Below are 12,886 nucleotides of genomic sequence, written 5' to 3'. Positions count from 1 at the left end.
ACCATGGCAATCGATGTATATCTGCAGATAGACGGCATCAAGGGCGAGTCCACCGATGACAAGCACAAAGACTGGATCGAGTGCAAATCGGTCAGCTGGAGCGTCGAGCAGCCGAAGTCGGCCACCGCCTCGACGGGCGGCGGCCACACGGCCGAACGCTGCGAGCACAAGGACATCGTCATCTCCAAGCTGGCCGACCTGGCCTCGCCGGTGCTGCTGCAGACCTGCTCTGCCGGCAAGACCATTCCCAAGGCGCGCTTCGAATTCATGCGCGCCGACGGCCAGGGCGAGCGCGTCAAGTACTTTGAAATCGAAATCGAGAATGTCTTGATCGGCGCCGTCACGCCGAACGTGGAAGAAGGCGACATCCTCGGTGAACACGTCGGCTTCAAGTTCTCGAAAGTGAAGTGGAAATACACACAGCAAAAAGTGACGGGCGGCGCCGGCGGCAATACCTCGGGCGGCTGGGACCTGGCCGCGAACCGCGTGGCTTGATCCATCCTTGCGCGGCGCGCGGCGGACATCCTCCTGCGCGCGCCGCGCCGACTTTTCAGGAGAGCGCATGGACAGTTATGTACCTGGCCTGTTCGACCGCCTGATGGGCGACGGCGCTGCGGCGGGCGGCGTGGCGGCGCGCCTGTCGCTGGAACAATTGAAGGATGCGGTGGCGCGCGACCTGGAAGAGCTGCTCAACACGCGCGTGGCCCTGCCGCCCGGTGCGCTGGACGCCTATCCGGAATGCGCGGCGTCCATCGTCAACTATGGCTTGATCGATTTCGCCGGCATGTGTTTGTCCAGCAGCGAAGACCGCGCCCGCATCTGCGCCGCGCTGAAGGCGGCCATCGAACGCCACGAACCGCGCCTGCGCAATGTGCGCGCCCGCCTGGAGCGCGAAGCGGGCAGCATCAATCGCGTCGGCTTCGTCATCAGTGGCACCCTGGCCGTGATGTCCGGTGGCGAGACGGTCAATTTCGACGCCGTGCTGCAGCCGTCGTCGCTGCGCTATTCGATCAACCGCAAGGGAGCCGCCGCATGAGCAATCATTTGAAAACCCTGATCGCCAAATTCAATGACACGTCGCGCACGGCCGCCACCCGCGCCGCCGGCATCTGCGTGGGACTGGGGCAGTATGAAGTCGATGTCGAACACCTGTTCCTGGCCCTGCTGGAGCAGGAGCGCAGCGATTTCGTCACCATCGCGCGGCGCAGTGAAATCAGCCTGACGGCGCTGGAGGCGGACCTGCGCCGCGAGATCGGAGGCTTCCGCACGGGCAGTGCGCGCACGCCCGTCTTCTCTCCCCATTTGCCGCTGCTGTTCGAGCATGCCTGGCTGGTCGCTTCGCTCGATACGGCGCAGCCGGGACCCATCCGCAGCCGCCATCTGTTGTTGGCGCTGCTGACGGAGCCGGAACTGTCGCAGCTCGCGTACCGCGGCTCGAAGCTGTTCGCCCGCTTCAGCGTCGAGCAATTGAAGCACCATCCGGACAAGCTGACGGCCGGCTCCGTGGAGGAAAGCGCGGCCGTGCCGCAGCTTTCCGAAACACCCGACGATCCGCTTGCGACTTTGGCCAGAAAAACCCCGGCGCTGGACCAGTTCACCACCGACCTGACGCAGCTGGCGCGCGACGGCAAGCTCGATCCCGTGATCGGCCGCGAGGCGGAAATCCGTCAGGCCGTCGACATTCTGCTGCGCCGGCGCCAGAACAATCCGATACTCACGGGCGAGGCGGGCGTGGGCAAGACGGCCGTGGTGGAAGGCCTGGCCTTGCGCATCGCCGCCGGCGACGTGCCCGAGGTGCTGCAGGGCGCGCACATCCACGCGCTCGACATGGGTTTGCTGCAGGCCGGCGCCAGCGTGAAGGGAGAATTTGAAAGCCGGCTGAAAAATGTCATCGACGAGGTGGCGAAAAGTCCGCACCCCGTCATCCTCTTCATCGACGAGGCGCACACCATGATCGGCGCCGGTGGCCAGGCGGGGCAGAACGACGCGGCCAATCTGCTGAAACCGGCGCTGGCGCGCGGCGCCCTGCGCACCATTGCCGCCACCACCTGGAGCGAGTACAAAAAATACTTTGAAAAGGATGCGGCGCTGGCGCGGCGCTTCCAGGTGGTGAAGGTGGAAGAACCGGACGAAGATATCGCCTGCGCCATGCTGCGCGCCATGGCGCCGCTGATGGAGCGCCATTTCGGCATCCGCGTGCGCGACGCCGCCATCGTCGAGGCGGTGCGCCTGTCGCACCGTTACATCAGCGGGCGCCAGCTGCCCGACAAGGCCATCAGCGTGCTCGATACGGCCTGCGCCAAGGTGGCGCTGGGCCAGCGCGCCACGCCGGCGCAGCTGGAAAACGCGAACCGGCGGCAGGAACGCATCGGCGCGGAAATCGCCGCCTTGGGCCGTGAGGCGGCCGATGGCGAAGCGCCCGACAAAGCGGGCGCCGCGCGCCTGGTGCAGCTGCGGCGCGAGCATGACGAAGGACAGGCGGTAGTCGCGGCGCTGGCACAGCGCTGGGCGCACGAAAAAACGCTGGTGGCGCAGATCGGCGACTTGCGCGCGCAGCTGCGCGGCGAGCGGCCGGGCGAAGTGGGCGCGGCGCGCCTGCTGGCGCTGAAGGAAGAACTGGCGGCCCTGCAGGGAGAAACACCGCTGTCGCCGCTGGAAGTCGATGCCCAGGTGGTGGCCGGCATCGTCGCCGGCTGGACCGGCATCCCGCTGGGGAAAATGCTCAAGGACGAGATCCGCACGGTGCTGACCCTGGACGGCGCGTTGCGCGAACGGGTGCTGGGACAGGACCACGTCATCGCGGCGGTGGCGCAGCGCGTGCGCACGGCGCGCGCCAGCCTGGATGACCCGAACAAGCCGCAAGCCGTGTTCCTGTTCACGGGACCGTCCGGCACGGGCAAGACGGAGACGGCGCTGGCGCTGGCCGACCTGCTGTATGGCGGCGAGCGCAAGCTCATTACCATCAACATGAGCGAATACCAGGAGGCGCACAGCGTGGCCGGCCTGAAAGGCTCGCCGCCCGGCTATGTCGGCTATGGCGAGGGCGGCGTGCTGACGGAAGCCGTGCGGCGCCAGCCCTACAGCGTGGTGCTGCTCGATGAAGCGGAAAAGGCCCATCCCGACGTGCTCGAATTGTTCTTCCAGGTCTTCGACAAGGGCGTGCTCGATGATGCGGAAGGGCGCGAAGTCGATTTTCGCAACACCATCATCATCGCCACCTCGAACCTGGGTTCCGGCGCCATGATGGCCGCCTGCCTGAACCGGGCGGCGCAAGACTTGCCCACGCCGGCCGCGCTGGAAGAATTGGTGCGCCCGCAACTGGTGGCGCATTTCAAGCCGGCCTTGCTGGGGCGCCTGAAGGTGCTGCCGTTCTATCCCCTGAACGACGCGGTGCTGGCCGAGATCATCGCCCTGAAACTGGCGCATATCGGCGCGCGCATCGCACGCAACCACCAGGCGCAGTTCAGCCATGACGCGGGCCTGATCGACGCCGTGCTGGCGCGCTGCACCGAGGTCGATTCGGGCGCGCGCAATGTCGATCAAATTCTCAACGGCAGCCTGCTGCCGGCGATTGCCGAAGCGGTGCTGGCGCGCATGGCCGAAGGCGAGCCGATCACCTCGATACGCGTCAGCGCCGGCAAGCAGGGGCAGTTCAAGTACACGGTCCGATAATCCACCTTGCGGAGAGCGCCATGTTCAACCTGGAGCAGTTGCTGCATCCCGTCAGCGCCGTCAGTCCCTGTGGCGAAGACATCACCTTCAGCCAGGAGCTCGACGCCATCGCGCGCGCGCGCCAGCACGATGACCCGAGCCTGGACCAGGGCGAGTGGGTAACGGCGCTGAAGGAAGCCGACTGGCCTTTCGTGGCGACGCGCTGCGAACAGCTGATCGCAGCGCGCAGCAAGGATTTGCGCGTGGCCGTGTGGCTGGCCGAGGCGCACGCGAAGACGCGCCACTTCCGTGGTCTGGGCGATGGCTACGCGCTGCTGGCCGGCCTGTGTGAGCGCTATTGGGAAGGCCTGTACCCGCCGGCGGAAGAGGGCGACCAGGAACAGCGCATTGGCAATGTCTTCTGGTTGCTGTCGCGCACGCCGCAGCTGTTGCGCCAGATCCCGCTGACGGAAGGCACCGATGGCCTGTTTGCGCTGCAGGATTTCGATGCGGCGCGCCAGCGCGCGGCGGCCAGCCTGGCGCAGGGCGCAGCGGAGCAGGGCTGGGGCGATACGCGCCACGACGACGCTGCGACCCTGGCGCAGATGGAGGCGGCACGGCAAAGGAATACGCGCGCCTTTTCCGACGGCTTGCTGGCCGATGCACAGTACTGCATGCAGTCGCTTCTGGCGTTCGAACGCAGCGTCGATGCGCGTTTCGGCGCCGATGGCCCGAGTTTTCGCGCCGCGCGCGAAGCGCTGGAAAACGTCATTCATTTCATCGCGCCGCTGTCGCCCGGCGCGGACTTCGCTGCTGCGCCGGCCCCCGCCGGCCAGGGCACCGACGGGGGCGGGGGCGCCATCGTGCAGCGCCAGCAGGCGCTGGCCCAACTGCGCCAGGTGGCCGATTTCTTCCGCCGCACGGAGCCGCACAGCCCCGTTGCCTACCTGGCCGACAAGGCCGCCAGCTGGGGCGAGCTGCCGCTGCACCTGTGGCTGCGCGCCGTCGTGAAGGACTCGGGCACCCTGGCGCAGCTCGACGAGATGCTGGGCACGAACAGCGCGAACGGATGATCGCTTGTCGCGCTTCCATGCTAATCTTTGGGCATGCTCAGAATGCCCATGTTGCCTGCCGCGCTATGCCTGTTCATCGCTGCCAGCGCGCAGGCCGGGACGCCGACGCCGCTGGTGATCTACGGCGACGACGATTATCCGCCGTACTCCTACGTCGAGAATGGCCAGCTGAAAGGCATCTACACGCAGATCGTGCGCGAAGCGCTGCAAGCGATGCCGCAGTATGCGGTGCAGCTGCGCCCCGTGCCCTGGAAGCGGGGGCTGCTGATGCTGCAGACGGGCGAGGCCTTCGCCCTGTACCCGCCGTATTCGTGGCGCAGCGAACGGCCGTATGTGCGCTATTCCGTGCCGCTGCTGATGGAACAGCTGGTGGTGCTGTGCAATCAGGACGTGCTGGCCAGGCGCGCGCTGCGGCAGTGGCCCGCCGATTATGGCGGCCTGCACATCGGCGTGAACGCGGGTTTCCTGCTTGGGGATGCGGCACTGACGGCGTCCTTGCGCGCCGAAAAAATCGTGCTCGACCCGGCCAAGGGCACGCGCACGAATCTGCTCAAGCTGATGCGCGGGCGCATCGATTGCTATGTCAGCGACCGCCTGTCGGCGCAGTGGGAATTGCAGCGCATCGGGCGCGAGAGTCCGCCGGGCACGCCGATGCAGGCAATCGAGGAAACGGCGCAGCTGGCCAGCCAGCAGGGCCACCTGGGTTTTACGGCGCGCCGGCCGGCCGCCTACCCCTATCGCGATGACTTTATCGCACAATTCAATGCCGCCATCGTGCGCATGCAAAATAGTGGCGCGATCCGCCGCATCGTCGACCGCGCATTGTTACCCTGATTTTAGCTATGGAGAAGAGCATGAAAAAACTGTTGTTCCTGTGTCTGCTCGTGCTGGCCGGCTGTGTCGGCCGGCCCGAGAATATTGTGCCTGTTAGCAACTTCGATACGGCCCGCTATCTGGGGAAGTGGTATGAGATCGCGCGCCTCGACCACTCGTTCGAACGGGGCCTGAGCCATGTGACGGCTGACTATAGCCTGCGTCAGGATGGCGGCCTGAAAGTGCTCAATCGTGGCTACAAGGACGCGGACGCGAAGTGGAAGGAAGCCGAAGGCAAGGCGTATTTCGTCGACAAGAAAGACGTGGGCTACCTGAAAGTATCGTTTTTCGGTCCCTTCTATGGTTCCTACATTGTGTTTGACCTGGACCAGCAAGATTACAGCTATTCCATGATCAGCGGCCCCGACAAATCATATTTGTGGTTGCTGTCGCGCACGCCGACCATGGACCCTGCCTTGCAGCAGCGGCTGGTCGAGAAAGCCCGGGGGCTGGGTTTCGATACGTCAAAATTGATCTATGTGAAGCAACACTGACCTTGCTTGCCTACCGCCCGTGCGTGGCGGCATAGCGCCTTGAAATTGTTGCTTTTCTGCATGTTATTTCTTGCAATACCATCCTGATTCACTCACAATCTGCTCCAAAGTGGTGCGCTGCGGCGCGCTGCCATTCTGGTGACGCGGGTAGCGCTGCGTCACCGCTCGTGATTGCCGCACGGCAGATGCCTGCTATATTGATTGGTACGTAGCAGCAAGTCGGTTTCGTGGCGTCTGTGCATTGTTTTTTTCAGATAGGAATCACGCAATGAAAAACCTCAAAATCGGCGTACGCCTCGGTGGCGCCTTTGCCGCCGTCCTGCTGCTGTTGACGAGCCTGACCGTGGTGGGCATCGTGCAGATGCAAAGCGCCAGCAAGGAAACCGATGCACTGGTCAATGTCAAGGTGCGCAATGAGCGCCTGATCGGTGAATGGACCAAGGTCATCGAGGTGAATGCGGCGCGCACGGCGGCCGCCTGGAAAGTGGGCGATCCCGAACACCAGAAGCAGTTTGAACAGGAAATGGCGGTCTCGTCGGCGCGCGCCACGGAAATCCAGAATGCCATCGGCAAGAGCGAGCTGAACGCCGAAGAGCAGGCGCTGTACCAGGAAGTGCTGAGCACGCGCAAGGCGTACACGGACGTGCGCAAGAATGTGTTCAAGGCCAAGAATGCGGGCGACCTGGAACTGGGCAAGCGCCTGTATGAAGGCGACATGGCCAGCAAGCGCGACATTTACCTGGCGTCGCTGAACAAGCTGGCCGTGCTGGAAACCAGATTGCTCGATGAAGCGGCCGCGCAAATCCGTTCGCGCTACGAAAACGGCCGTTTGCTGCTGATCTCGCTGGGCGCGGTCGCCATTTTGCTGGGCATCGCCTGCGCCTACTGGATCACGCGCTCGATCACGCGTCCCATCACGCGCGCCGTCGAAGTGGCGGAAGCCGTTTCCGCTGGCGACCTGACCAGCCATATCGTGGTGGACAGCCGCGATGAAACGGGGCAACTGATGCATGCGCTGAAAAACATGAACGATAAACTGGTCAGTATCGTGGGCCAAGTGCGCGTCGGCACCGAATCGATCAGCACGGCGTCGAGCGAAATTGCCGCCGGCAACCTGGACTTGTCATCGCGCACGGAAGAGCAGGCCAGCTCGCTGGAAGAGACGGCTTCTTCGATGGAAGAGCTGACCTCGACCGTGAAACGCAATGCCGACAATGCGCGCAGCGCGAATCAACTGGCCATCGACGCCTCGCAGATCGCCAGCAAGGGCGGCGTGGTGGTGTCGGAAGTGGTCAGCACCATGGGCTCGATCAACGATTCCTCGCGCAAGATCGTCGACATCATCAGCGTCATCGACGCCATCGCCTTCCAGACGAATATCCTGGCCCTGAACGCGGCCGTGGAAGCGGCCAGGGCTGGCGAGCAGGGCCGCGGTTTTGCCGTGGTGGCTTCCGAGGTGCGCAACCTGGCGCAGCGCTCCAGCGCGGCTGCCAAGGAAATCAAGGGCTTGATCGACGATTCCGTGCAAAAGGTCGAGGCCGGTTCGCAACTGGTGGACAAGGCGGGACGCACCATGGATGAAATCGTGCAAAGCATCAGCCACGTGACGCAGATCATGAACCAGATCACCGATGCCAGCGATGAGCAGCGCACAGGCATCGAACAAGTCAACCAGGCCATCGGCCAGATGGATCAGGTGACGCAGCAAAACGCGGCCCTGGTGGAAGAGGCCGCCGCAGCGGCCGAATCCATGCAGGAACAGGCGGCCAAGCTGGCCGACGTGGTGGGCGTGTTCAAGCTCGATGCCACGCAGCACTATGTTTCTACCAGTGCTGCCCCGTCTGTGAAAGCGCCTGCGCCGGTCAAAACTGCCGTGCGGCCTGTCATGCGGCCCGCCGTGCGGCGTGCGCCGGCACAGCCCGCAGCCGCGCCGGGCAAGGCGGCGCCAGCGGAAGCTGTGCGCGCACGCGCGCCGAAGGCGCCGGTAGCGTCTGGCGCCGACGAATGGGAAGAGTTTTAAGCGCAGATTCCCCGTGGCCTGGCGCGGGCGCTACAATCGCGGCTTGAAGACAGCCGCGAACGCGCTCCGCCATGACCACCCGCCGTACCTCCAGTTCTACCAGTTCTACCTTCGCATCGTCCTCCCTGGCTGAACCCGCCAAACGCGCACGCTGCCCAGTCTGCCTGCGCGCCGCAAGCAGCTGCATCTGCCGCTGGATCGCCACCGTGGCCCATGCAGTGGACGTGCTGATCCTGCAGCATCCGCTGGAAGTCCACAACGCCAAGGGCAGTGCCCGCTTGCTGCACCTGAGCCTGCCCAACAGCCGCATGCTGACGGGCGAGCAGTTTGCCCCGGACACGCTCGCCGCACTGCTGGCCGACAAGCACAATGTGCTGCTGTATCCGGATACGCCCGGCGACCGTTCGCTGGGCATCGCGCCACCGCCAGCGCTCGACCCTGCCATCTTGCTCGATCCGGCCCGATTTTTGAGCCAATTGCAGCTGGTGGTGCTGGACGCCACCTGGCGCAAGAGCCGCAAGATGCTGTACCTGAATCCCTCGTTGCAACAGTTGCCGCGCCTGCCCCTGCGCGATACGCCCGCTTCCCATTACCTGATCCGCAAGGCGCACGCGCCAGACCAGTTATCGACCCTGGAAGCGACCTGCTATGCCCTGATGCAGTTGGAGCAGGACGCGCCCCGCTTCGTTCCCCTGATCACGGCATTTGACGGCTTTGTCGAACAGCAGTTGAGTTATGTCATGCCGCATGCTGAAAAAGCGTGAAACGGCAGCACGCCAGCCCTTGATCTTGCCCGCACAGCGGCATAGTATACTGTACGTATATACAGTTAATGAGGCCGTTCATGAAAGCAATCATTCCAGAGCACGATGACAGCTTCGCCGGGCAAGCCATGTTGCCGCCGCAATCGCTGAAAGCCCACAAGGGGCGCGGTGCGGTGTCGAACCTGCAAGGGCGCTACGAGGCGCAGGCGCGCGCCGGTTTTGATGACGGCTGGAGCGTGGGCGGCCTGGATGCGGCGGAGGGGGAGGCGGCGCCGGGCTGGAAAACGCAGGTCAGCGACGAGCAGGCGCGCACCATCCTCACGCGCAATGCTTCGCCCGATTTGCCTTTCAATGTGTCGCTGAATCCGTACCGGGGGTGCGAACACGGCTGCATTTACTGCTTTGCCCGTCCCACGCACAGCTATCTGGGCCTGTCGCCGGGCCTGGATTTCGAAAGCCGCATCTACGCCAAGGTGAACGCCCCTGAGCTGTTGCGGCGCGAATTGGCCAAGCCGTCGTATGTGCCCGAACCGATCGCCCTGGGCGTCAATACCGATGCGTATCAGCCGTGCGAACGCGAACGGCAGCTGACGCGGCGCGTGCTGGAAGTGCTGCACGAGTGCGATCATCCTGTGGCGCTGATCACCAAATCGTCGCTGATCGAACGCGACATCGACATTCTCGCGCCCATGGCGGCCAGGCGCCTGGCCGCCGTGGCCGTCACTGTCACCACGCTCGATCCCGCCATCGCGCGCACGCTGGAGCCGCGCGCGGCCGCCCCGGCGCGGCGGCTGCGCACCATCCGCACCCTGACGGAGGCGGGTATCCCCGTGGGCGTGAGCATCGCGCCCATCATTCCTTTCGTGACGGAGCCGGAAATCGAGCAGCTGCTCGAAGCCGTGCGCGACGCGGGCGCCATCCACGCCCATTACGTGGTGCTGCGCCTGCCGTGGGAAGTGAGCCCTTTGTTCCAGCAATGGCTGGAAGCGCACTTCCCGGAACGGGCCCAGCGCGTGATGAACCGGGTGCGCGAAATGCGTGGCGGCAAGGATTACGACAGCGCGTTCGGCACGCGCATGCGGGGCGAAGGCGTGTGGGCCGACCTCATCCGTCAGCGCTTTGAAAAGGCCGTGCATCGGCTGGGCTTGCACGGCAAGGGTGGCCGCTTCAAGCAGCTCGATTGCACCCAGTTCCGCCGGCCACTGGTGGTGCCGCCGTTGGGGAACTCGGCCAAAGGGGGCAATGCGGGGCAGCTGGATTTGTTTTAGCGCATGGCGTGACCGGACTGCGGTCTATGCAGTTCCCGCTTCTGGCGGAGGCCAGAAGGCGGGAATCTGGCGAGCCGAATCGGTGCTCAGTGGCAGATGGCAAAGGTGCCATTCACGCCTTGCCAGTGAATCGCACCGCGCCGGGCGCAGCAGGCGCTGCAATTGTGGGCCTTCGGTCCGCCTATCGGTCCGTTCGCATCGAAGCACTGGCCCTGGCCGGTGTTGGTCGGTCCGCAGGCGGACGGCTGCATGCCGCTGGCGTGCGTGCCGTTGGCTTGTGCGTTGATGGAGCCACGCGCGCTGCGCGAAACAGGCGGGCTTTGTAATGGGAGTCGCATCGCTGTCATTCCTCAATTGTGGATGATGCCGGCCCGCTGAACGGGCGACGAGAAACTCATCGCCCGCAGGCATGCCGGGTTGAGCCGGGATGGCTTTATCTTGCTGGCTTGATCAGCAAACGGTGGCGGCGCAAGCAGCCAGGCAGACTTGCTGTGCGGTACCGCTCAAGGCGCTGCAACCCATTTGGCACAGGGTGCAGGCAATGCCGGAAGGGGCGACACCCTGGCTGATGCTGGAGATGCTGGGGTTGCGTTGAACGGCTTTGGCTTGCAATGGCAGATTGTTCATTTCAAAACTCCTTGTGGTGGCGCCGCTGCGGGCAACGGCAATGGGTGTGCGTACCGAAGTACGGTGCTGATCGTTTCCCGCCAACGACCGTATGCTGAAGCGCGTGCACGCATCGCTGCGCCCACGTGCCCCGACAATTCACTGGTGTTGCAGTCAGCGCTGCGACCAGTAGCGCACGGGTCCGACGCTGACCGGTATCACATCGCTGACGTCGACGGCGAAGCGGGCGACCGTGTTGGCTACCTGCAGATTTTCCGGGTTGAAGAAGGTCATGATGATGTCGTAGCACTCGGAGCCCGGGCGGCATACGGGACTCTGTTGCACCACGATGGTATCGAGCTGCATGCCGGTGGTTTTGGCCAGCATTTCCGCAGCCTGCATGGCATTCGTGGCCGAGAAGTTGAGGGCGCGGTCCATGCCCGTGACGCCCAGGTTGCGGAAGTCGTAGTAGATACGGTTCAGGAAGTTTTCCAGGCGCGCGCCCGTGTTGTCGCTGTTCAGTTCCTGGTTGTCCTGTGCCGCCATCAGGCTGCTGATCAGTTCCGGGACATTCCAGCTGAACATGCCCCGTATGGCTGGCTGAATCACGGGCACGACCTGGCCGGACATCAGCCTGGCGGCACCCGCAATTACGCCGGGAAACGAATTCATGACGACCTTGCCATCGATCGTGCCGACAAAGGCCTCGAACAGCAGTTCATAGGTCAGGTCGGCATACGGACCGACGGGCACGATCGCGTAAATCGGCGTGGCGTCCAGGTTGACAGTCCAGGTCAGTGATTGGCGGAAATATGGCTTTGCGCGCAGGAATTCGATCAATTGCTGCGGATCGTCCGGGTTGTTCCTGCCCGGTGGCATGGCCTGGACAAAGGAATCGTGGCGCGCTTCGCTGCCGAAGTCGATGCCCAGGTTGCCCAGCGCATATACCAGCGTCGGGCCCTTGGCGGCACCGCCGCCGCAGCCGCAATCTGAGGCATCGATGCCGGAGGCGCTGATGCCTTGGCGCGTTGCGCCGGAAGGGGCCGCGAGGTTGGCCAGGGAGGGGGTTTCCCGCATGGGAACGCTGAGCGGATGCGCCTGCGCGGAAGTGTCGGCATTGGCTGGGCTCGCTTCAATCACAGTATCGTCTGACATTTCAATTTTCCCTTTTAATAATATAAGTTGAGTGGCGCCCGGCACATTCAATGTCCCAGTCAGGAGGCGGCGACAGTCCAGCTCGCCATTGGTGTTGCAACGCGTTGCGCTTTGCAGCAGTGCGCTGCAAACTCCACGAGGGTCAGGACGATCCCCATGTTGGTGTTGTCGGCATAGCAGCAAGGCTGCAATGGCCGAGACGATCGGGGTGGCAAAGCTGGTGCCGCTGTTGACAAGCACGCGCCCTGCGGGGGCGGCACCGAGGATGTCGGTGCCGGGCGCCATGATGCCGCGCGCGCGATAGGCCTCGCCCCAGTTGCTGTTGGGCATGGGAGCGCCTTGCCGGTCCAGGGCGCCGACCACCAGGGTGTACTCGATGGAGGCGGGGATATGCAAGCAATCGCAGCCGTCATTGCCTGCCGCAGCGACCAGCAGGACGTTGCGTTCATGGCACAGCTGTATGGCTTTTTGCAGCAGGCCATCGGCGGCGCCGCTGTCGGACAGTTCACCGCCGCTGACGTTGATGATGTGTGCGCCATGCTCGACGGCCTGGGTGATGGCGCGGGCCAGGTCGAGTTGCGTACATTGCGTGAGTGCGCCGTCGGCGCGGTCGGCAAAGATGGGCAGGATCAAACCCCGGCAACGGGGGGCCAGGCCCGTGACGGGGCTGCCTGGCTGGCCAAAGATGATGCTGGCGACGTGGGTGCCGTGCTGCGATGCCCGGCCATTGCCGCTGGAGCCCGTGGCGAGGGTGTCAAGCAGTTGCAGGTTGGCGCCGGCAAAACAGGGGTGGCTGGTATCGACGGGACCGTCGAGCACGGCGATGCAGATATCGGCACAGCCGGCGTTGCCTTCTAGCAAGGCAGCCAGGCCGGGCAACAAGCCGTGATTGGCCAGGCTGTCGTGGGTGGTGGATTCTTCCATAGTCGTCGGCACGGCGCGGCTCCTTGCTGGGTCTTGGGTGGCGTGCGGCACACCGTTT

12 protein-coding genes are annotated in these 12,886 nt (G+C 64.3%); 9 read left to right on the top strand and 3 right to left on the bottom strand.

Going from position 1 to position 12,886, the window contains the following annotated elements:
* Nucleotides 1–3 precede the first annotated feature (3 nt).
* From CNX70_RS21160 to CNX70_RS21120, 9 genes are all read left to right on the top strand, one after another.
* Entirely contained in the window at nucleotides 4–495 is a 492-nt protein-coding gene (locus CNX70_RS21160) for an Hcp family type VI secretion system effector (protein WP_034750126.1), read from the top strand.
* 67 nt (nucleotides 496–562) lie between these two features.
* Nucleotides 563–1,036: a type VI secretion system baseplate subunit TssE gene (tssE, locus tag CNX70_RS21155; protein ID WP_096236750.1), complete on the top strand. Its 474-nt coding sequence runs from the start codon at nucleotides 563–565 to the stop codon at nucleotides 1,034–1,036.
* Nucleotides 1,033–3,672 (top strand): type VI secretion system ATPase TssH, encoded by a 2,640-nt coding sequence (gene tssH, locus CNX70_RS21150; protein WP_096236747.1) that lies wholly within the window; start codon nucleotides 1,033–1,035, stop codon nucleotides 3,670–3,672. Before tssE ends, tssH begins: the two co-directional genes overlap by 4 nt.
* Nucleotides 3,673–3,692: 20 nt before the next feature.
* Nucleotides 3,693–4,724, top strand: a complete 1,032-nt coding sequence (gene tssA, locus CNX70_RS21145; protein WP_096236744.1) for a type VI secretion system protein TssA — start codon at nucleotides 3,693–3,695, stop codon at nucleotides 4,722–4,724.
* 42 nt (nucleotides 4,725–4,766) lie between these two features.
* Nucleotides 4,767–5,558, top strand: coding sequence for a substrate-binding periplasmic protein (locus tag CNX70_RS21140; RefSeq protein WP_244198896.1), 792 nt, complete (start codon nucleotides 4,767–4,769; stop codon nucleotides 5,556–5,558).
* A 20-nt stretch (nucleotides 5,559–5,578) separates the two neighbouring features.
* Entirely contained in the window at nucleotides 5,579–6,091 is a 513-nt protein-coding gene (locus tag CNX70_RS21135; RefSeq protein WP_096236741.1) for a lipocalin family protein, read from the top strand.
* A gap of 268 nt (nucleotides 6,092–6,359) precedes the next feature.
* Nucleotides 6,360–8,111, top strand: coding sequence for a methyl-accepting chemotaxis protein (locus CNX70_RS21130; RefSeq protein ID WP_096236738.1), 1,752 nt, complete (start codon nucleotides 6,360–6,362; stop codon nucleotides 8,109–8,111).
* Nucleotides 8,112–8,182: 71 nt separating this feature from the next.
* Nucleotides 8,183–8,875 carry a tRNA-uridine aminocarboxypropyltransferase gene (locus CNX70_RS21125; RefSeq protein ID WP_096236736.1) on the top strand — a complete coding sequence of 231 codons (693 nt, stop codon included), beginning with the start codon at nucleotides 8,183–8,185 and terminating at the stop codon, nucleotides 8,873–8,875.
* Nucleotides 8,876–8,955: 80 nt separating this feature from the next.
* Nucleotides 8,956–10,143 (top strand): PA0069 family radical SAM protein, encoded by a 1,188-nt coding sequence (locus CNX70_RS21120; RefSeq protein WP_425269201.1) that lies wholly within the window; start codon nucleotides 8,956–8,958, stop codon nucleotides 10,141–10,143.
* A gap of 86 nt (nucleotides 10,144–10,229) precedes the next feature.
* On the opposite strand, the gene CNX70_RS21115 is transcribed toward CNX70_RS21120, so the two are convergent.
* The 3 genes from CNX70_RS21115 to CNX70_RS21110 form a co-directional block, all read right to left on the bottom strand.
* The gene (locus tag CNX70_RS21115) at nucleotides 10,230–10,481 is read right to left on the bottom strand and encodes a hypothetical protein (RefSeq protein WP_096236733.1); all 252 of its coding nucleotides are present in this window, start codon (nucleotides 10,479–10,481) and stop codon (nucleotides 10,230–10,232) included.
* Nucleotides 10,482–10,593: 112 nt separating this feature from the next.
* Nucleotides 10,594–10,770 (bottom strand): hypothetical protein, encoded by a 177-nt coding sequence (locus CNX70_RS28385; protein ID WP_157751204.1) that lies wholly within the window; start codon nucleotides 10,768–10,770, stop codon nucleotides 10,594–10,596.
* Nucleotides 10,771–10,923: 153 nt separating this feature from the next.
* Nucleotides 10,924–12,840: a PatA/PatG family cyanobactin maturation protease gene (locus CNX70_RS21110; RefSeq protein ID WP_208624451.1), complete on the bottom strand. Its 1,917-nt coding sequence runs from the start codon at nucleotides 12,838–12,840 to the stop codon at nucleotides 10,924–10,926.
* Between the last annotated feature and the right edge of the window lie 46 nt (nucleotides 12,841–12,886).

The organism is Janthinobacterium svalbardense, assembly GCF_002327145.1.
Taxonomy (GTDB): Bacteria; Pseudomonadota; Gammaproteobacteria; order Burkholderiales; family Burkholderiaceae_D; genus Janthinobacterium; species Janthinobacterium tructae.
This window is presented reverse-complemented; position numbering and strand designations above follow the sequence as displayed.